21 protein-coding genes are annotated in these 19501 nt (G+C 63.9%); 10 read left to right on the forward strand and 11 right to left on the reverse strand.

Annotated elements, in window-relative coordinates; translation table 11 throughout:
* Nucleotides 1–8: 8 nt before the first annotated feature.
* The gene (locus AC0L30_RS19490; protein WP_007609546.1) at nt 9–266 is read right to left on the reverse strand and encodes a hypothetical protein; all 258 of its coding nucleotides are present in this window, start codon (nt 264–266) and stop codon (nt 9–11) included.
* 95 nt (nt 267–361) lie between these two features.
* The gene (locus tag AC0L30_RS19495; RefSeq protein ID WP_219683901.1) at nt 362–1312 is read right to left on the reverse strand and encodes a DUF2778 domain-containing protein; all 951 of its coding nucleotides are present in this window, start codon (nt 1310–1312) and stop codon (nt 362–364) included.
* A gap of 222 nt (nt 1313–1534) precedes the next feature.
* Between AC0L30_RS19495 and AC0L30_RS19500 the strand changes: the two genes are divergently transcribed.
* Nucleotides 1535–1975: a DUF1810 domain-containing protein gene (locus AC0L30_RS19500; protein ID WP_007591762.1), complete on the forward strand. Its 441-nt coding sequence runs from the start codon at nt 1535–1537 to the stop codon at nt 1973–1975.
* Nucleotides 1976–2062: 87 nt separating this feature from the next.
* Nucleotides 2063–4144 carry a methyl-accepting chemotaxis protein gene (locus tag AC0L30_RS19505; protein WP_473404975.1) on the forward strand — a complete coding sequence of 694 codons (2082 nt, stop codon included), beginning with the start codon at nt 2063–2065 and terminating at the stop codon, nt 4142–4144.
* 103 nt (nt 4145–4247) lie between these two features.
* On the opposite strand, the gene AC0L30_RS19510 is transcribed toward AC0L30_RS19505, so the two are convergent.
* Nucleotides 4248–4838 (reverse strand): NADPH-dependent FMN reductase, encoded by a 591-nt coding sequence (locus AC0L30_RS19510; RefSeq protein WP_007591764.1) that lies wholly within the window; start codon nt 4836–4838, stop codon nt 4248–4250.
* A gap of 50 nt (nt 4839–4888) precedes the next feature.
* Entirely contained in the window at nt 4889–5836 is a 948-nt protein-coding gene (locus AC0L30_RS19515; RefSeq protein ID WP_219683899.1) for an AraC family transcriptional regulator, read from the reverse strand.
* A gap of 302 nt (nt 5837–6138) precedes the next feature.
* Between AC0L30_RS19515 and AC0L30_RS19520 the strand changes: the two genes are divergently transcribed.
* From AC0L30_RS19520 to AC0L30_RS19530, 3 genes are read left to right on the forward strand one after another with little or no spacing between them, the layout of a single operon-like run.
* Nucleotides 6139–7245 carry a DUF2336 domain-containing protein gene (locus tag AC0L30_RS19520; protein WP_007591766.1) on the forward strand — a complete coding sequence of 369 codons (1107 nt, stop codon included), beginning with the start codon at nt 6139–6141 and terminating at the stop codon, nt 7243–7245.
* Nucleotides 7242–7562: a PilZ domain-containing protein gene (locus tag AC0L30_RS19525; RefSeq protein ID WP_007591767.1), complete on the forward strand. Its 321-nt coding sequence runs from the start codon at nt 7242–7244 to the stop codon at nt 7560–7562. Before AC0L30_RS19520 ends, AC0L30_RS19525 begins: the two co-directional genes overlap by 4 nt.
* Before the next feature lie 48 nt (nt 7563–7610).
* Complete coding sequence (locus AC0L30_RS19530) at nt 7611–8732, forward strand: HD-GYP domain-containing protein (protein ID WP_219683898.1); 1122 nt, start codon at nt 7611–7613, stop codon at nt 8730–8732.
* A gap of 26 nt (nt 8733–8758) precedes the next feature.
* Here the strand turns inward: AC0L30_RS19530 and AC0L30_RS19535 are convergent, their stop codons facing one another.
* Both AC0L30_RS19535 and AC0L30_RS19540 read right to left on the reverse strand, forming a co-directional pair.
* On the reverse strand, nt 8759–8962 hold the full coding sequence (locus AC0L30_RS19535; protein ID WP_007591770.1) for a hypothetical protein: 204 nt from the start codon (nt 8960–8962) through the stop codon (nt 8759–8761).
* A 133-nt stretch (nt 8963–9095) separates the two neighbouring features.
* Nucleotides 9096–9773, reverse strand: coding sequence for a nitroreductase (locus tag AC0L30_RS19540; RefSeq protein WP_219683897.1), 678 nt, complete (start codon nt 9771–9773; stop codon nt 9096–9098).
* 133 nt (nt 9774–9906) lie between these two features.
* Between AC0L30_RS19540 and AC0L30_RS19545 the strand changes: the two genes are divergently transcribed.
* Complete coding sequence (locus AC0L30_RS19545; RefSeq protein ID WP_219683896.1) at nt 9907–10869, forward strand: alpha/beta hydrolase; 963 nt, start codon at nt 9907–9909, stop codon at nt 10867–10869.
* Between the two features lie 46 nt (nt 10870–10915).
* Here the strand turns inward: AC0L30_RS19545 and AC0L30_RS19550 are convergent, their stop codons facing one another.
* Nucleotides 10916–11287, reverse strand: a complete 372-nt coding sequence (locus AC0L30_RS19550) for a nuclear transport factor 2 family protein (RefSeq protein ID WP_219683895.1) — start codon at nt 11285–11287, stop codon at nt 10916–10918.
* 102 nt (nt 11288–11389) lie between these two features.
* On the opposite strand from AC0L30_RS19550, the gene AC0L30_RS19555 reads away from it, so the two are divergent.
* Entirely contained in the window at nt 11390–11953 is a 564-nt protein-coding gene (locus AC0L30_RS19555; RefSeq protein WP_007591783.1) for a TetR/AcrR family transcriptional regulator, read from the forward strand.
* A gap of 15 nt (nt 11954–11968) precedes the next feature.
* Here the strand turns inward: AC0L30_RS19555 and AC0L30_RS19560 are convergent, their stop codons facing one another.
* Nucleotides 11969–12439, reverse strand: a complete 471-nt coding sequence (locus tag AC0L30_RS19560) for a cupin domain-containing protein (protein ID WP_007591784.1) — start codon at nt 12437–12439, stop codon at nt 11969–11971.
* 203 nt (nt 12440–12642) lie between these two features.
* On the opposite strand from AC0L30_RS19560, the gene AC0L30_RS19565 reads away from it, so the two are divergent.
* On the forward strand, nt 12643–12891 hold the full coding sequence (locus AC0L30_RS19565) for a hypothetical protein (RefSeq protein ID WP_007591786.1): 249 nt from the start codon (nt 12643–12645) through the stop codon (nt 12889–12891).
* Nucleotides 12892–13110: 219 nt separating this feature from the next.
* Nucleotides 13111–14202, forward strand: a complete 1092-nt coding sequence (locus AC0L30_RS19570) for a type II asparaginase (RefSeq protein ID WP_219683894.1) — start codon at nt 13111–13113, stop codon at nt 14200–14202.
* A gap of 21 nt (nt 14203–14223) precedes the next feature.
* Here the strand turns inward: AC0L30_RS19570 and AC0L30_RS19575 are convergent, their stop codons facing one another.
* A complete protein-coding gene (locus tag AC0L30_RS19575; RefSeq protein WP_219683893.1) occupies nt 14224–15099 on the reverse strand; it encodes an MBL fold metallo-hydrolase in 876 nt (291 codons plus the stop codon).
* Nucleotides 15100–15231: 132 nt separating this feature from the next.
* On the opposite strand from AC0L30_RS19575, the gene AC0L30_RS19580 reads away from it, so the two are divergent.
* Nucleotides 15232–15765: an REP-associated tyrosine transposase gene (locus tag AC0L30_RS19580; protein ID WP_219683892.1), complete on the forward strand. Its 534-nt coding sequence runs from the start codon at nt 15232–15234 to the stop codon at nt 15763–15765.
* 163 nt (nt 15766–15928) lie between these two features.
* Here the strand turns inward: AC0L30_RS19580 and AC0L30_RS19585 are convergent, their stop codons facing one another.
* Together AC0L30_RS19585 and AC0L30_RS19590 are read right to left on the reverse strand one after the other, a co-directional pair.
* Nucleotides 15929–17551: an ABC-F family ATP-binding cassette domain-containing protein gene (locus tag AC0L30_RS19585; RefSeq protein WP_007591795.1), complete on the reverse strand. Its 1623-nt coding sequence runs from the start codon at nt 17549–17551 to the stop codon at nt 15929–15931.
* A 122-nt stretch (nt 17552–17673) separates the two neighbouring features.
* Entirely contained in the window at nt 17674–19281 is a 1608-nt protein-coding gene (locus AC0L30_RS19590) for a multicopper oxidase family protein (protein WP_219685715.1), read from the reverse strand.
* Between the last annotated feature and the right edge of the window lie 220 nt (nt 19282–19501).

Raw genomic sequence — 19501 nt, forward strand, 5'->3', positions numbered from 1 at the left:
CGTCACTCTCAGAGCAGCTTGGCGCTCACGAACAGCGCGCGCACGGCGTTGGTCGCCTGCACCACGAGCATGGCGTTCTCGGCGGCGCCTTCGAGCGCTGCGACCGCATCTTCATGCAAGGAGCGGAATTCCATCCACTCGACCGATTTGAAATTGGTGAGGAATTGATAGGCCTGGCCGACGGTCGCAATCGCCAGCGTGTCGCCGTTCAGCTTGATCTTGAACGTCGTGCGCAGCGGGGTCTCGGAACTTTGCGGATCACTCACTTTGCGGATCACTCATGGGCTGCTTCTGCACGATGACGGCTTAACGAAGGGAAAACGGCAGCCCCGCCGTGGCAGGCAAATATCAGGAGCAGATATCAGGACTCGGTGCTCGCGCGCTGCGAGGCGGTCGCCGATGGGCTCAACTTCGGCACCACGACCAGACGGTTGAACTCACCGTTGTCATAGGCCTTCATAAAACGATCGTAGTCCTTGATCGACACGCAGCCGTTGGAGTCGCCACGGGGCCCGAGCATGTAATTGTGGGTGAGCAGGCCGACGCGGCCGAGCGCGCTGGTGCCCTCGGTGGGGGTCAAGCGCAGCGCGCGGACGCCGTGAAACAGTTTTTCGCGGGGCTTCAGGTCGTAGGTCGCGGGCGGGGTCGCGCCAACCATGCGCTGGTCGACGTGCTCCGGGTCGTCCATCAGCGCGCCCATGCCTGAATGCGCTTCCAGCGCGAGGCCGCTCGGCAGGTAAAGCGCCTTGGCCGAGATGTCGTAGACCGCGGTGCGCGAATCGTAACCGAGCGCGGCGAGATCCGGCGCCTTGCCGAACAGGCCGCTGTCGGGCGTCAGCGAGGCCAGCCTGATCTTGTCGGTGAATTTTTCGAAGAAGTTGCGGTTGTCGACCCGGGGGTTGGTCTCCGCATAAGCCTGGCTCGAGGCGATCTGGGCGGAGATGTCGGCCTGGGGCGGGCGCGAGCGCGGCATCGGGATGGCGTCAGCACGCTGCGATTGTCTCGTCTCCTCGGACATATGCCGGTCGTCGTCGGTCAGAGTGGAGCGCCAGTCATCGCCCTGGAGCTTCTGGGCGAGCATCGCCTTGGCGTCGCGCAATTTGAGCTGGACTGCACTCACCGCGGAGCGCTCCAGCGTCCGCAGCCCAAGCTCGCGGGCGGGCGGATTGCCGGACGCCGAAGCGAAACGATCATCGAACGAAGGCGCATTGGCCGGCGGCAGTGCGGCGGTGACCAGCGAGGCCGGAGCGCCGATATCCGCGACCCAGGCGGCAGCGCCTAGTGCCAGCGCGACGGCGGCCAGAGACAGCAATATCGTCTCGGCTCGCCCAATACGGCGGCGCGACAATAGCCTCTCGGCTTGTGCCCGGTCGGAAACCATCAGCTCCCCAAAATCGACCCCCGGGGGGACCCACCCCCACCCGGAGACTCTATACCAGCTACCACATTGGGAGCCAAAAGTTAGGCATAATCGGGGCCGGCAGGCGTCTGGCAAGGCTCCGGCAAGCCATTCCGGGGTATCCCAAGGTATCTTATGACCGATCCGTTCGATCTAGAACGCTTTGTCCGGGCCCAGGACCCGGTCTATGGCGACGTTCAGGGGGAGCTGACCCGGGGCCGAAAGCAGAGCCACTGGATGTGGTTCGTCTTCCCGCAGGTCGCCGGCCTCGGCTTCAGCGCCATGTCGCAACGCTACGCCATCGCCTCCCGCGCGGAGGCCAAGGCCTATCTCGCCCACCCCATCCTCGGTCCGCGCCTGATCGAATGCACCCGCCTCGTGCTTGCCGTCGAAGGCCGGACCATCAACGCGATCCTCGGCGCGCCCGATGATGCCAAATTCCGCTCGTCGATGACGCTGTTCGACGCGGTGTCCGACGAACCCGTTTTCGACCAGGCGCTCGCCCGGTATTTTTCGGGCAAGCGCGATCAGGCAACGCTCGATATCCTCGCGGTCCTCGACCGACAGCCCAAGTGACCGCGGCCACCAGCGTAAACCCGGGATTAACATCGCCTGCCTATTGTCCGTGCAAATTATTTCCCGCGCCAGTTGCCGGACAGACTCATGAAAATCGGTACGCTCCTGACCACCGCGATCGTCTCGCTCTCGACCGTGGGCGGCGGCCTCGCCGTCTACGTCGCCGTAACGAAATACCAGACGATGGAGCGAATCACCGAAGCCCAGGGGCGGCTGGCGACCGTCCGCGCCGTTAGCGACATCCCGCGCTACCTCAATCCCGAGCGCGGCTTTTCCACCAACATCCTCTATGGCCCTCCCGCCGTCGACCCGGCGCTGCTGGCCGAACAGGACAAGCTGCGCAAGCAGACCGATGCCGCCCGCGACAGGATGAACGCGCTGCGCAAGGACCTGCCGGGCCCGTTCGACGACGGCAACACCACCGGCGGCAACATCGACGCCATCAATTCGAAATTCACGTCGCTGCGCGAGGCCATCGACAAGGCGATGTCGGGCCCGCCTGAGGCGCGCAAGGACGCCGCCAAGAAGATCGTCGCCGACAACGCCGTGCTCAACGCCAGCGTGACTGCGCTGCTCAACGAGCAGGTCCGCCGCATGGCGATCCTCAACGGCGACGCCTACCGGCAGGCCAGCTACGCCAACATCGCGATGACGTTGCGCGACGTCGGCGGCTTCAACTCCAGCCTGCACAAGAACCTCGTCGGGGGCAAGAAACCAGCGACCGATACCGAGAAGGCCGAGATCAGCCGCTCGCAGGGCCGCAACGATCAGATCGTGATGTCGCTGCTGGAGCTGCGCGGCAATCCCGCAACGCCGGCGAACATCGCCGCCGCACTGGAGAAATTCAACGCGATCTACATCGAAGAGTTCGGCCGCGAGCTCAAGCTGGTGAAGGAGGGTGCGGTCAGCGGCAAGTACGAACACGACATGGACACCTATTACACCGCCACGCAGCGCGGCCTCGGCACCATCATCGAGGTCCGCGACGCCTTCTACGACAACGCCGAGCACATTCTCGCCGGTGCCTCCACTGCGGCCCACACCAGCTTCACCATCGCTCTCGCGGGCCTTCTCGCCGTGCTGATCGCCAGCGCCGGCCTCATCGTCACGGTCCGCCGCCGCGTCTGCGCCCCGATCGTCAATCTGACAACGCGGATGTCGCGGCTTGCCGATGGCGAGGTCGCGGAAGAGATTCCCGGCGCCGAACGTTCCGATGAAATCGGCGCGATGGCTGCGGCCGTCCGGGTCTTCAAGGACAACATGATCCGGGCTGACAGCCTTGCGGCGGAGAAGCAGGCCGAAAACGACGGCAAGATGCGCCGCGCACAGGCGCTCGACGGGATCACCCGCGCGTTCGAAGCCAAGGTCACCGAGCTCGTCGGCGGCCTGTCGCGCGCGTCCTCCACCATGGAAAGCACGGCGCAGTCGATGACCTCGACGGCGGCCCAGACCAACAGCCAGGCCGCGGTCGTCGCCGCCGCCTCACAGCAGACATCGAGCAACGTGCAGACCGTCGCGAGCGCCACCGAAGAGCTGACCTCTTCGATCTCGGAGATCGGCCGTCAAGTGGCCCAATCCACCGAGATCGCCGCCCGCGCCGTCGACAACGCCCGCCGCACCGGCGACACCGCCCGTGCGCTGGCCGAGGGCGCGCAGAAGATCGGCGACGTCGTCACGCTGATCCAGAGCATCGCCGAGCAGACCAACTTGCTGGCGCTCAACGCGACCATCGAGGCTGCCCGCGCCGGCGACGCCGGCCGCGGCTTTGCGGTGGTTGCTGCCGAGGTGAAATCGCTCGCGGGCCAGACCGCCAAGGCCACCACCGAAATCTCCGAGCAGATTTCGGCGATCCAGGCCGCGAGCGACGAGACCGTCACCGCGATCCGCAACGTCGCTGACGTCATCGGCGAAATCGACCAGATCGGCACCGCGATTGCGGCCGCGATCGAGGAACAGGGCTCGGCGACCAAGGAGATCGCCCGCAGCGTCCAGGAGGCCGCGCGCGGCACCCAGGAGGTCAACATCAACATTTCAGGCGTGCAGCGCGCCGCCGACGATACCGGCACGGCCGCAAGAGAGGTGCTGGGCGCAGCCGAGCAGCTCTCGACCCAGTCGCGCGATCTCGCCGGACAGTTCGACCGCTTCCTCGGCGAGGTCAGGTCGGCGTAGCAACCAAATTCGTAGCCCGGATGGAGCGAAGCGTAATCCGGGAATCGTGCCGCAAACACCGACGGCACCGGATTGCGCTGCGCTCCATCAGGGCTACGGGACATCAATAAGGCGGCGCCTTGCGCGCCCGCTGCGCCTTGGCGGCCTCGATCCACCACGCGAGATCGTCGGCGAAGCGCGGGAACGAGCGTTCCAACGCCTTGCCGCCTTCGCCGATCGGTTCGCCCGCCTCCGACAGCGTCTGTGCGATCGGGCCGACGCCGATGGTGCTCGACACCACCACCATACCCATCTCCGACAGCGTGCCGTGCCAGGCGGTCGAGGCACGCGCGCCGGACAGGCGGCCGGCCGAGTAGCTCACGATCGCGGCCGGACGCCAGAACCACTCCTCGAGAAAGTGGTCGGTGAGATTTTTCAGGCCCGGCTGGATGCCCCAATTGTACTCGCCGGTGACGAAGACAAAGCCATCGGCGCCGCGGATCTCTCCGGCCAGCTTCTCCAGCGCCTCAGGTGCGGAGCCCTTGGGATATTCCTTGTACATACGATCGAGCATCGGCAGGCCGATCGCCTTGGCGTCGATGAACACGACGTCGTCGCCGCGACCGCGCAGGCGATCGATGACGAAATTCGCAAGGCGTATGCCCATGCGGTCGGAACGGTAGGAACCGTAGAGGACGAGGATGCGATTGCTCATGGCCGGTAGTATAGCACGGATCAGCAGGCCGGCCTCAACGTTTTGACGCGCTAGGTTCGCCGTCCGTGCTCGAGAGTTTGCGACGGTGTCTCGCCGAACCTGTCACGATAGCTTCTGGAGAAGTCGCCGAGATGCCAGAAGCCGAACGCCAGCGCGACGGCCTTGACGCTGTCGGCACCGGCGAGCAACCGCTGACGCACCAGCCACAGCCGCCGCAGACGTAGATAGCGGTGCAGGCTCATGCCGCGATAGCGGCGGACGACGTCGTGCATGGTGCGAACGGACAAGCCGAGCTTGCGCGCGATCTCGTCGCTGTAGATGGGCTGGGAGAGGTCGTCGGAAAGCAGCGCGCGGATGTCCTGAAAGACCTTGAAGTTGCGCTCGTCATTGGGGCGCAGGGTCCATCGCGCGGGACCCATACTTTGGAAAATTGCGTCCACAGTCCCCAGCAGGGTCTCCTTCATGGCGGCCGCCTTCAGCGGCACGTCGGGCGCATCGACCGGCTCCGAAGCGGCTGCCAGCACCTCCCGAACCACACCGCGGAGCCGGTTCAAGCCCGCGGCGGTCGTTTCGAAGATGTTGAAGCAGAGGGCTGCTTGTGGCCAGCCGCGATCCGTCACCTCCGGCCTGAACACCACCGAGCCGATTTGCCGCGGCACTTCCTCGATGGTGGTGTAGGTTGCGCCGCCGCTGCCGATGACGATGACGGGTCGTGTGCGCTGCGTGCCGTTGAATCGAACCGGCACGTCCAAATCGTCCATCGTGAATCCGATCGCGGTACAATTCTCGACGAGCTGTGCGTCGACGACCCGCGGAAATGCCCGCGTCAAATTCACGTCGCAGCCGGGCAGCGACAGAATGGTCTGCTCGGCCGAAATCCTCCGTACGAAAGGCGTGAACTCGAAGTTCAGGCCTCGTATGGCACTTCGAAATTCATCGACGTCGGTGAAACGAAACACCTTCGGCGCTAGCGTCGGCGCATCATCAGTTCTGTTCATGGCAAATGTGAAACTTCGCGTCGCAACACACGCGCGTCCGGCGACGATGCCGGCCCAACTTCCCCGTTCCGGTGTCCCTTAAGTCTGAAAGAATCACTTCGAACTATGTTGACCAGTTGGCGAGCGTCGAAGTCCAAGGACAAGCCGGCGCATCAAATCTCGCCAATTTTCGATAGCGTTTCCCGTGTGGCCAGCGGTGCACATATACCTAGACGAGCAAAATCAAAATTTCAAATTAACGTTTGTCGAGCGGAATAGAAGCAGTTCGATAGTCCAAATTAATTTTAGGTCAGGCCCCTGCCATGATGGCAAATTCGCCTGCTGATATTCTCGCTGAATTGGAAGAGACGGTCGCAACGTGCCCGGCGGAGCGTTGCGCACGCATTCTCTCCGGCATGGTGCAGTTGCTCACTGGTAGCCGCGGCCAGTGCCGGGAATTGCTCGTCAACGTGGTCGACGGTGTTCTGCTGCGATTGACGGAACGGGTCGAGACCAGCGCACTGGTTCAGCTCAGCATGGCGCTCGCCGAGCTTGACATCGCGCCTCCCGAAACATTGTGGCGTCTCGCCTCGCACGATAATCCGGACGTGGCATGTCCTGTGTTGCTCAAGTCGCGCGCACTTTCCGCGGCAGATCTCGAGGCTGTCATTGACTCCCGTGGCGAGTGGCATCGACGCGCGATCGCCGCCCGCAGCGACATCGCGCCGACCGTGACCGAAGCGTTGATCAAGCACGGCGGCCCGATCTGCCTTGCCCTGATCAAGAACCCGGGAACGAAATTCTCCGACGCAGCCTATGCAGCGCTGATTGCCATGGCCGACCAGGACGGCGAGATCGCGAAGGCGCTGGTGCTCCGGCCCGGCACGCCCGACCTGGTCGTGCGCAAGCTGCTCTCCGCCCCACCAGCCCGGAAGGCGCCGGCCACGCCCAACCCGCTCGCCGCGTCGCCGGTGCCGGAAACGGAGCCGGCTCCGCCAAAGCGGCCTTGCAGGGCCGACTACGCCAGCGCGAGGCCGGAGATTGTCGTCCTCAACCGCATCGGCAAGCTCAACGATTCCACGGTGAACCGTTTTGCGATCCGCGGCGAGACGGCCAACCTATTCACGGCGCTGTCGGTGCTTTCAGGGGCGCCGCTCGAAATCATCGAGCGTGTCGTGAGCGACGACGATTGCGAGGGGCTGGTCATGGCGTGCCGGGCCTCGCGGCTGAACTGGCAGACCACCCTTACCATCCTGAGCAACCGCAGCGGGAAAAGGCTCTCCTATGCCGGGCGCGAGCGCGCGCAACGGATCTTCGAGACGCTGCTTCTGTCCACCAGCCAATGGACAGTGCGATGGGGGGAAATAGCGGCAAGCGCCAACACGAGCGATCCGGCAAATCGCGGCGCGAAGATGGGGGTTAGCCGATGAAGTTCGACGGTCGCAAAGCGCAGCGCGTGAAAATGGATCACAAGCAGCCGGTCAATCTGATGGGCTCGGACGGCACGTGGCGGCGCAGCTGCGTTCTGCTCGACATATCGCAAAGCGGTGCGAAGATCGAAGTCGAGGGCACGCTCGACGTTCTGCGGGCCAAGGAATTCTTCCTGCTGCTGTCGTCGACGGGGCTCGCCTACCGGCGCTGCGAATTGGTCTGGATCGACGGCACCACCGCCGGCGTGCACTTCGTCACCGCAGACGGCAAGAGGAAACCGGCAGCCGCCGCGCAGACTGCCGCTCAGAGCAAATAGGCCCCAAGGATTCATCAGCCCATCCACTCAGCATAATTCAGGTCAACCGTGCAGAACGCGCGAATTATATCCCGCCGCGTCAAGGGCGACGGCGGCATCCGAGAGAAGGAAGCGGCACGCCCGTTCGTGCATGTGCTGGCTGATTCTTCAGACAAATTGTCGAGCGTCTGTTCGATGCTCGAGCAGCAGTTTGCCGTCGCAGGCGAACGGCTCGACGCGGAAGCCAAGCTGTCCCAGGTGCCGTTCGCGATCGTCATCCGTGCGGAATTGCATGATGTCCACACCATTGCGGCCATCAAGAAACGAGGCGTAAAGCTCGCGAAGGCAACCAAGCGCATCTTCCTGGTCGAGCACTCCTCTCACATGAGTATCTCGCAGGCCTACGCGCTCGGAGCCACGCTCGTCCTTCCCGGGACGATCGACAAGATCAAGCTGCTGGCAGCGCTGGTTGATCCCGCCGAAGAGGCGCCTGCTTCCTCAGGTCACGCGCCGCAGCCGGACAACGCCGTCGAGACCGCGGCGATTGCCATCGCGTCGATGTTTGCCTCGGTGACATCGGGGCAGCCGATTGACGTCAGCGGCGCCAGGGAAGCCGGCCGCCAGATCGCCGATCGCATCACCCAGCATGGCCTGTCGGAATGGCTCACGACGGTGCGGCGCCATCACGAGGGGACCTATCAGCATTGCCTCCTCGTCACCGGCGTCGCCATCGATTTCGGCCTGAGCCTTGGCGTCGGCAGGTCAGATCTGGAGCGGCTATACACGGCGGCCATGTTCCACGACATCGGCAAGGCCCGGATCCCGCTTGCCATCCTCGACAAGCCCGGCCGTCTCGATCCGGAGGAACGTGCCATGATCGAGACGCACCCGGTGGCGGGCTACGATTTTCTGAAAGACCACGACAATATCTCGCCGGAGATCCTCGATGCCGTGCGGCATCATCACGAATTTCTCGACGGCAGCGGCTACCCGGATGCGCTCTGCGCCGGGAACATCGGCGATATCGTGCGCATCCTGACGATCTCGGACATCTACGCTGCCCTGATCGAGCACCGGCACTACAAGCCAACGATGCCGCGGGCAGAGGCTTATAACATTCTCTGCGGAATGAGTGGAAAGCTGGAAAAGGCACTGCTGACCGCGTTCAGACAGGTCGCACTCACGAGATGAGCGCAGCAACCCGTCTCGACTCCAGCCTAGTGCGCGGCGCGGTGTCTGGTGCGGCGCGGAACGGTCCGGCAGGCCAGCCCTTCGGCCAGCAGCTTCATGTCCTCGTGCCGGCCGCTGCGGATCATCCGGCCGAACTCTTCGGGGGTGAAAGGAAGACTTGGATCATCATCGATCGGACGCCGCACTCGCGGGCCGAAGAACCGTCGAACCAGGCTAGCGAGCCGCCGCATGTCAATTCCCTCGCGCCAGCATCAAACCTTTCAGTCCGCACATTGTTCCTCCCGCACGATCGAGAATGCAAGAGGCCGCCAAGCGGTCCGCACCAAAAAAAATTCGGCGAGAGAATAATCTCCTCTGCCTGCGCTACTCGGCGAATCCGACGTAACGCACGAAATCGTCGTTGCCCTCGCGATCGGAGCGAACGGCGTTCGCGGCAAAGTTGTCGTCGGGATAGCCCATCGCGACGCAGGTCATGATCACCTCGTCCTCCGGAATGTTCGCGACCTCGCGCACGATGTCGGAACGCATGATGCCCTGCCCGTTAATCACCGAACCGAGACCGCGGTCCCAGGCCGCGAGCACGATGCCGTAGCAGAGCGCGCCCAGATCGAAATGGCAGACCGCGCCGGGATCGAGCACGCGGTCATAGGTCAAGACCAGCGAGACCGGCGCGTCGAACTGGCGGAAGCCGCGCAGCACCCAGTCCTGCCGCATCGGCTTGTCGTCGCGCGCGATCCCCATCGCGCCGAACAGTTTCTTGGCGACGTCGACTTGCCGCGTCCGGTGCACGCCCTGGTATTCGCCATGGCTGACGATGTCGCGCTTGACTTTGGCGCCGCCAACCATTTCCTCCATGTTGCGTCGGCGCAGCTGTTCCAGCGGCCCGCCTGTGAGCACGTGGACATGCCAAGGCTGGGTGTTCATCGACGACGGCGCACGTTTGGCACTGTCGATGATCGCCTCGATCACCGCGCGCGGCACCGGCTCGTTCCTGAAGCCGCGCACGCTGCGGCGCGACTGGACCAGCGTTTCGAATTCCACCTCAAGACCTCCCTGCCCGTTCATCCCATGGCATCGCAAACCCTGGCATGGCAACTGCGAGCCGTTGCCGATGCGGCGCGCCATATCTATGCTAACCCGCAAGCAAGACCAAGAACCCTGTGAGGATCCCAACATGGCCGCACCGCTCGATCCCGTCATCGCCCAGATCATTCCGCTGCTGCCGATGCGCGATGCCAAGACGATGACGCCACAGAGCGCACGCGATTCCTTGCGCGCACTGGCTGCCTCACGCGCGGCCATAGCGCCGCCGCCGGTGGACATCGTCGCGGATATCAAGGTGAAAGGCGGCGCCGGACCGCTCGATGCACGTATCTACCGGGTCGGCACCACGCCGGCGCCGACCGTGGTGTTTTTCCATGGCGGCGGCTGGGTCGCGGGCGACCTCGAGACTCACGACCGGCAGGCACGCAACCTTACGATCGAGACCGGCGCGGTCGTCGTCTCCGTCGACTACCGTCGCCCGCCCGAAACGCGCTTTCCCGGCGCGTTCGAGGACGCCTTTGCCGCGGTCAGCGACGTGTTTGGCCGCGTCGCGGAATTTGGCGCCGATGCAAAACGCCTCGGCGTTGCCGGCGACAGCGCCGGCGGCAATCTCGCCGCCACCACCGCGATCGCCTGCCGCGACGCCGGCATCAAGCTCGCCGCACAACTCCTGGTCTACCCAGTAACCGACGTCCTCGGGAGTTATGCGGACGCGCGCGAGAACGCACACTTCCCTTCGCGCGCCGAGAATGCCGAAGGCTACTTCCTCTCACGCGCCGTGATGGAGTGGTTCTGCGGCCATTATCTCGCCGATCCCTTGCATGCGACCGACTGGCGCGTATCACCGCTGCGCGCGGCTTCGCTCGCCGGCGTCGCGCCCGCGATCGTGACCACCGCCTGGTTCGATCCCCTCCGCGACGAGGGCACAGCCTATGCACGCGCGCTGGAAGCCGCCGGTGTGCCGGTGAAGCATCATGAAGGCCCCGGCCTGATCCACGGCTATTTCGGCCTCGGCGACGCCTCCGCAGTGGCGCGAGCCGAAGCACAGCGCGCACGCGCGGACTTCAAGGCGCTTCTCGCGCGCGGCGCCTGAGGGCGACGCCCGGAGCGGCAGGATCGGCTGCCGCGCCGGCCAGCGCTCAGGCTTTGGCTGCGGGCACCTCGAAGAAGCCCGTCGCCTGAACGAGGCGGCCATCGTCGCCGAAGCGGCCAAAACTCTCGCCCGTGACGAACACGCGACCGGCGCCGTCGTACATCGTCCAGCGAAAAAGCCCCTGATCATGGTGCTCGAGGAAGCTGTCATTCCTGAAATGCGCGCCGGGAAACTTGAGCTGGGTTTGACCGATGCGCGCCATCAAGGCGTCGCGTCCCTCAATCTGCGAGCCCGGATCGGTATACACGCAGTCCGCGGCCACGCTTTGCTCAAGCAGCCGACGCCGCTCGTCGTCATCGATGGGTCCCCACGCCGCCTGATAGGTGTTCCAGATCTTCAGTCGCGCTTCATCGCTCATCTCGCAGAACCTCTCGTGGCCTCATGCCGCTTCCGTCAAATTGACAATTATTGATATCTTGTCAATATGACCCGACGTTCAATTCCAACGCTTGTGAGGCTCATGGCTCGTTCCAGCATTTCGAAAGAGGCGCTTGCCGTCGAGGCTGCAACGGAGGTGTTCTCCCGCTACGGCCATGCCCGCACGACGATGGGCGACGTCGCCGCCAAGGCGGGAATGTCGCGGCCGGCGCTCTATTTGCTCTTCCCCGACAAGGATGCCGTGTTCGCGGCGGTGATCCAGCGAATGGACGAGCAGAAGCATCGGGAGATCAGGGCCGCAATCGCGCGCCTCGACGGCCTTCACGCCAAGCTGCTCCACGCCTGCAAATCCTGGGGATCGCATGGCTTCGACCTGATCGAGGCGCATCCCGATTCGGCAGATCTGTTCGACCTCCGTTTCCCCGCAGTTCGGAAGGTCTACGACAACTTCCAGTGTCTGGTCGCCGACCTCATCCGCGATCAGGTGAAGGCCGCCGGGATAGCGATCGAGCCGGAGGTGCTGGCGCGATGCCTGGTGTTCGGCATGCGGGGACTGCGCGAAACCGCCAGGAACGGCAAGGAGATGCGGCGGCTGATCGCCGTTCAGGTCACCATGCTCGTCAGAAGCATCGATGACGGCAGTTGAGCTGCGAAGAGCCGCCTATCGCGGCCTCCCCGCCCGTTGCGCGTTGGTGTGCCCCCACGTTTGGTCCCAATCTTGACCGGCGGCATCGACGACGCGGCCGTCGGCTTCGAAGAACTTGTTCGGCACCTGGAAGATCGCCAGGATCAGGGCGCCCTCCGGGCACCAGGCCGCATGCCGGCTGCCCGCCTCGCGCCAGATGAATTCGCCGGCCTTGCAGGCAATCCCCTTGGCCGGTCCCTGGTTGTCGACGAGAGCGCCCTCTATGACATAACTCTGCTCGACGCCGACATGCTCGTGATCGGGCAGCACCGATCCCGGCGCAAAGCGCATCAAGGCCGTCATCAGACCGCTGCTGCGATCGAACAGCAGCGTCTTGGCCTCGCAGCCGGGAAAGCGCGTCTTCTGCCATTCCATGTCTTGTGGCCGAACCAGGTGAGAATGCCGGTCAGAAGCGGCATCCGGCATGTTCGCAATCAGGGTCTCCATCACGATCTCCCTTCGGCTAAACTCGCCCGAAGCTAGCAGGATCGCCCGTCCCGGTCAGCGAGCAGTGCAGCAGACCGTGGGCCCCGTCGAACCCGCGTTCGAAAAATCGCCAGGAAGACCGGACGGCAGGCGCTCATCCAGCTTGATTGCGCCACGATTCCCGGCTCCAATCCGCGTGCCATTTCTGGTTTAGGGAGACAATCATGATGAAGCGGATTTTCCTGGCTGCGATCGTTGCCACGTTTGCAGCGGGTTCGGCCTTCGCGGAGGACACCTGCGAAAGCAAGGCCGTCGGCAAGGACGGCAAGGCCCTGGCTGGCGCCGCCAAGACCTCGTTCATGAAGAAGTGCAAAGCCGAAGCCTGCGCGCCCAAGGCCGTCAGCGCCGAGGGCAAGCCGCTCGCCGGCGCCGCCAAGAACAGCTTTATGAAGAAGTGCGAGATGGGCGCGTAAGGCGCCGCGAATTCGCTGCTGCTTTAGCGAGCAATCGCCAGACGAACTGCCACATGGCCGGGCTTGTCCCGGCCATTCGCGTGTGTGTTTGCGTGTGCCGGCTTCCAGACCAAATCATCCGAAAGCGTCGCCCTAGACAGGAGCTCTCGACTGACCGATCATGTGGTGCTGAGCGAAGCGGGGCGCATCGACAAGGCTTTCTAGGAAAGGGACGTCAAGATGTGGCAACCTCGAGTGCGTCATCACTTCATCGCGGCAATGAGCATGCTCTTCGCGCTGCTCATCGGACTTGAAGCCGCGAACGCGCGGGGCCCGGGACTGCCCAACGTCATGGTGCTCGCAACCGGCGGCACGATCGCCGGCAGCGGGGCGAGCAGCACCACCGTGGTCGGTTACACCGCAGCCACGGTGGGCATAGAGACCCTCCTGAATGCCGTCCCCGAACTGAAAACGGTGGCCAACGTCAAGGGCGAGCAGGTTTTCCAGATCGCCAGCGAGAACATGAACAATGACTACTGGCTGAAGCTTGCCAAGCGCGTCAACACGCTGCTCGCGCAGGACGACGTCGACGGCATCGTGATCACGCACGGGACCGACACGATCGAGGAAACCAGCTATTTTCTGGACCTCGTCGTCAAGAGCAAGAAGCCCGTCGTCGTCGTCGGCGCAATGCGACCGTCGACGGCGATCAGCGCGGATGGGCCGATCAACCTCTTTAATGCGGTGATCCTCGCGGGCAGTGACGAGGCCGTCGGCAAGGGCGTGCTGGTTGCTCTTAACGATCAGATCAACGCGGCTCGCGATGTCACCAAGAACAACACCTCGACGGCAGACACCTTCCGTACACCGGAACTCGGCTTTCTCGGCTACATGCAGGGCAACAAGCCGTACTTCTATCGTCAATCGACGCGCCGCCACACGGCGGACTCCGAATTTGACGTCTCCAGCCTCGATGTCCTGCCGCAAGTCGATATCGTCTACGGCTATGCCAACATGAACCGGGTCGCGATCGACGCTTTTGTCGGCGCCGGAGCCAAGGGGATCGTGCATGCCGGCGTCGGCGACGGCAGCCTGGCCAGGCCCGCGGTCGAGCCAGCTCTCGACGAGGCCCGCAAGAAGGGTGTCGTGATCGTTCGCAGCAGCCGTGTCGGGAACGGCATCGTCGCACGCAATGGCGAGGCCAAGGACGACGAACACGACTTCGTCGTTTCGGATACGCTCAACCCTCAAAAGGCGCGCATTCTGCTGATGCTGGCGCTGACAAAGACGACCGACACGAAGGAAATCCAGCGGATGTTCTACACTTATTAGGGCGTCCGACCTGCGGTCGCTCTACTCCCGCTTGAACCGGTAGTCAAAGGCGGCGCCGCGCGGCTTGATCAGGCCGACGGTCGGCGCCGGAAAATGGACAGGCAGGATCAGCGTGTCGGTGTCCGCGACGGAAGCAAAGAACTTTCGCCGCGACACCGCCGACTGCTTCGGATCCCAATCCGGTCTGGCCGACCAGTCCGGCTCGCGGCACTGGATCTGATGATGCATGAGGTCGCCGGCGACCACCGCGCGGCGCCCCTTCGAGAAGATGTTCACGCAGCAATGGCAGGGCGAATGCCCCGGCGTCGGCGTCAGCGTGACGGTGTCGTCGAGCGCGTAATCGTCATCCACCAGGAGCGCCTGGCCTGCCTCGACGATCGGCAGGCAATTGTCGCGAAACACGGTGCCGGGCGGGTTGCAGCCCTTGGCATGCTCGGCCTCCCAGGCCGCATATTCACCCTTGTGGAAGACGTATTTCGCATTCGGGAACGTCGGCACCCAACGACCGTCGCGCAAGCTCGTATTCCAGCCGGTGTGGTCGATGTGAAGGTGCGTGCAGAACACGTAGTCGATCTGCTCAAAGCCGATGCCGAGCGCGAACAGCTCGTTGCGCCAGCGCGCCTTGCCCGGAAAATCGAACGGCGGCGGATGGCCCTTGTCCTCGCCGGTGCAGGTATCGACCAGGATGGTATAGCGCGGCGTGCGCACCACGAAGGTCTGATAGGTGATCACCATCATGCCGCGCGCGGCGTCGAACACCTCCGGCTCCATCGTCGGCAAATGCCGCTTGAATACGCCCTCGTCATAGGCCGGGAAAAAATCCTGCGGCCGCCGCCACGGGCCCTCCCGCTCGATCACCGCGTCGATGGTGATGTCGCCGAACCTGACCTGCTTCACGCGCGTTTCGCTCCCTTTTTTGAAAGAGCGTAGCGAGAGCCCCTGAAACGCGCAAGCAAGCGAATGGATTGCAAATCTCTCGATCTGGTTGTAGCCCGGATGGAGCGAAGCGTAATCCGGGAAGGTGCCCGCGTGGTTCGCTACCGGCGCAACTTCGTCCCTGGCGGGACCTTCTTCTTCACGGTGGCGCGGGATGATCGAAGATCATCCGCGTTGGTCGATCATGTTGACAAACTGCGCGACGCATTTCGTATGACGCGCGCCGACAGGCCGTTCACGATCGATGCAATCGTGGTCTTGCCGGACCACCTGCATGTCATCATGACGATGCCCGACGCAGACTCCGACTTCTCCGGCCGGTGGCGGCGCATCAAGAGTGTCTTCACGCATCAACTCGCCACTTCAGGTGCCGCCATCTCCCGCAATCGTCGTGGCGAGTTCTCTCTGTGGCAACGGCGGTTTTGGGAGCACACCATTCGCGATGACGCGGATTTTGAACGATGCACGAATTACATTCACTACAATCCAGTCAAGCACGGGTACGTCTCTTCGCCGGCAGACTGGCCGCATTCATCGCTCCACCGCTACGTCCGCGAAGGCCTGCTTCCGCTCGATTGGGGAGGATCTGGAGGGGTTGTTGGTACCTTCGGCGAACGCGAAGACTGACCCGGATTGCGCTTCGCTCCATCCGGGCTACAAGATTTCAATGGGCCCCTGTAGCCCGGATCGAGCGAAGCGTAATCCGGGGCCGGACCAACCGCATCGCGCGACTGCCCACGCGGCACGAAACCCGGATTGCGCTTCGCTCCATCCGGGCTACCGCCGATCACTACGACCGCAACCCCGGCGCTTCCTGCCCCGTGCGCGCGACATATTCCGTGTAGCCGCCGCCGAACTGGTGGATGCCTTCGGGCGTCAGCTCCAGCACGCGGTTCGACAGGACGCTGAGAAAATGCCGGTCATGCGAGACGAACAGCATGGTGCCCTCGAAATCCGACAGCGCCGTGATCAGCATTTCCTTGGTGGCGAGGTCGAGATGGTTGGTCGGCTCGTCCAGCACCAGAAAGTTCGGGGGATCGAACAGCATCTTCGCCATCACGAGGCGCGCCTTCTCGCCGCCCGACAGCACGCGGCAGCGCTTCTCGACGTCGTCGCCGGAGAAGCCGAAGCAGCCGGCGAGCGCGCGCAGAGAGCCCTGCCCCGCGGTCGGAAACGCATATTCGAGTGACTCGAACACCGTCTGCTCGCCGTCGAGCAAATCCATCGCATGCTGCGCGAAATAGCCCATCTTGACGCTGCCGCCGACCGCCACGGTGCCATCGTCCGGCTCGCTCGCGCCCGCGACGAGCTTGAGCAGCGTCGATTTGCCGGCGCCGTTGACGCCCATCACGCACCAGCGCTCCCTGCGGCGGATCATGAAATCGAGCCCGTCATAGATCCGCTTGCTGCCGTAGCCCTTGAACACCTTCTTGAGCGCAACGACATCCTCGCCGGATCGCGGCGCCGGCGGAAAGTCGAACGCAACCGTCTGGCGGCGGCGCGGCGGCTCCACCCGCTCGATCTTGTCGAGCTTCTTCACCCGGCTCTGCACCTGAGCTGCGTGAGAGGCGCGCGCCTTGAACCGCTCGATGAACTTGATCTCCTTGGCGAGCATGGCCTGCTGGCGCTCGAACTGCGCCTGCTGCTGCTTCTCGCTTAGCGCCCGCTGCTGCTCGTAGAACTCGTAATTGCCGGCGTAGGTGGTGAGCGAGCCGGAATCGATCTCGACCACTTTCGAGATCACGCGGTTGATGAACTCGCGATCGTGCGAGGTCATCAGCAGCGTGCCTTCGTAATCGTGCAAGAACTTCTCCAGCCAGATCAGGCTTTCGAGATCGAGATGGTTGCTCGGCTCGTCGAGCAGCATGACATCGGGCCGCATCAGGAGAATGCGGGCCAGCGCCACGCGCATCTTCCAGCCGCCGGACAGCTTGCCGACGTCGCCGTCCATCATCTCCTGGCTGAAGCCGAGGCCGGACAGCGCCTCGCGCGCGCGGCCGTCGAGCGCGTAGCCGTCGAGCTCCTCGAACGCGTGCTGCACCTCGCCGTAACGCGCGATGATCTCGTCCATCTGGTCGGCCTTATCAGGGTCGGCCATCGCGGTCTCGAGTTCGTGCAGCTCGGCCGCCACCGCACTCACCGGTCCCGCCCCGTCCATGACCTCGGCCACGGCGCTGCGGCCGGCCATCTCGCCGACGTCTTGGTTGAAATAGCCGATGGTGATGCCGCGATCGGTCGAGACCTGCCCCTCATCGGGCGGTTCCTCGCCGGCGATCATCCGGAAGAGCGTGGTCTTACCGGCGCCGTTCGGCCCGACGAGCCCGATCTTCTCGCCCTTGTTGAGGGCGGCGGACGCTTCGATGAACAGGATCTGGTGGCCGGCTTGCTTGCTGACGTTGTCGAGGCGGATCATGGGGTCTTTTTGGGGGATTGTTGCGTTGCAGCGTCAATAGGCCATGCGGGCCGCCAGGGGAAGCCCGGCCAGGCCCGGATCAGCCCCGTCTGCCGCCAAATTCGCGCAATTCGACCCGCAGCTTAGGCCTTATAGACCTCGACCGTCTGCATCATGCCCATCTCCTCATGGTTCATCATGTGACAGTGGAGCATGTAGACGCCGGTGAAATCGATGAAGCGCGAGCGGAACACGACCTGGCCGCCCTTGCGCTCCACGATCACGGAATCCCGCCATTCCGGCACCGCCAGCGCCTTGCCATTGGCCGAGATCACCTGGAACGGGTTGGTATGGATGTGGAAGACGTGGTCGTCATGCTCATGCGTGTTGACGATGGTCCACTCCTCGACCGCGCCCAGCTTGACCCGCTGATCGATGCGGCCGGGGTCGAACTTCTTGCCGTCGACGAAGAACTCGAATTCCTGCCAATGGCCGGCGGCGTCGGCCTCCGGCGCGGTCGCCGACAGCACCACCTTGCGGCGGTTGGTGATCTCGGAGTCCTTGATGGTCGCGAGCGGAGCCGGCGGCAAGGCGCGCGGCAGCTTCATGTCCATCGGCGCGCCCGAGACCACGACCCGCGCCAAGGGCCCGACCGGCGAAGGGTGGCCCTGATCGTAGGGCGTGGCGTTGAAGGCGTAGGTGCCGGGGCTGCCTGCCTTCACCAGAATGTCGGCGCGCTGACCGGGCGCAATCAGGACCTGCTTGAGCGGCTGCATGGCGCCGAGCTGGATGCCGTCATAGGCGATCGCTTGCAGATCGTGCTTCTCCAGGTCGAGCAGCATGTCGTCCTGATAGGCGGCATTGAGGATGCGCCAGCGCTGCACCTCGCCGGGCCGCATCTCGATCATTGGCCGGCGTTGGCCGTTGATGGCGAGAAAGCGCGTCGCGGTCTCGGGAAACAGCGTCTCGAAATTCTCGACCATGCCGTTGGAATCGTAGACCACCTGGGTGAGCACCATGAGCCGTTCGCGGGCTGTGGCGATCTCGGGAATTTCGGCGAAATCACCCTCGATGACGACGGCGCCGACCATGCCAGAGGACATCTGGATGTCGGCGCTGCCGTGGTGATGCGGGTGATACCAGTAGGTGCCCATGGTGTGATCGGCCGGCAGGGTGATTTCGATGTTGTAGCTGCGGCCTGGCGCCATCGAGCGCATGACGTTGTCGGAAATCCCGCTCGGGCTGGTATGCGCGCCGTGGAAATGGAAATTGGTGTTGTTGAACTGGTGCGGATGGCTGATGTCGGCCGGCAATCCATCGCGGTTCGGCGGCAAATCGTTGATCATCTTGATGCGCAGGGTATCGCCGGGTTTCATGCGCAAGGTCGGGCCGGGGCTGCCGCCCTCATAGGACCTGACATAGAGCCTGACGCCGCCGATCTGGCGATAGGCATAGCCGACGCGCATGGTCGTGCTCAGCACGCCATTGACGGACCGCCGCACCTCGGGCTCGACCAGCGCTTGGTCCATGGCGGGAACGGGCGTTTCAGCGACCATCCCCATGCTCGGCGACATGTCCGCGGTGTGGGACATGCCCGCATGGTCGTGCACGGCGTGCTGGGCATTTGCGGCACCTGCGAACAGCGACAACGCGCCCGCCTTGAGACCGCAATCCAGCAATTGACGGCGCGACAATGTCGTCGTGCCCATGGCGCTGGTGACTGAAGACGCACCGTTCGGATCCTGCTGCATTTGAATTGCGCCCCCTGTTGCCGGACCGTCTTCCGTTCGATTCGACTCTAAAGCAAGCACCAAACCACAATTCGAGGCGCAAGCGCACCACATTCATTGGTTGTAAACCTCCTCAGCCGTTCTATCGTCGCAGGATGCATCGTGACGGATTCGCGCTGGCGCTGACCTATGCCCTCCGGACATCGCATGCTGGCCGCATCCCGATGTTCTCGAAACTCTG

The organism is Bradyrhizobium sp. MI1.11 (assembly GCF_055811255.1).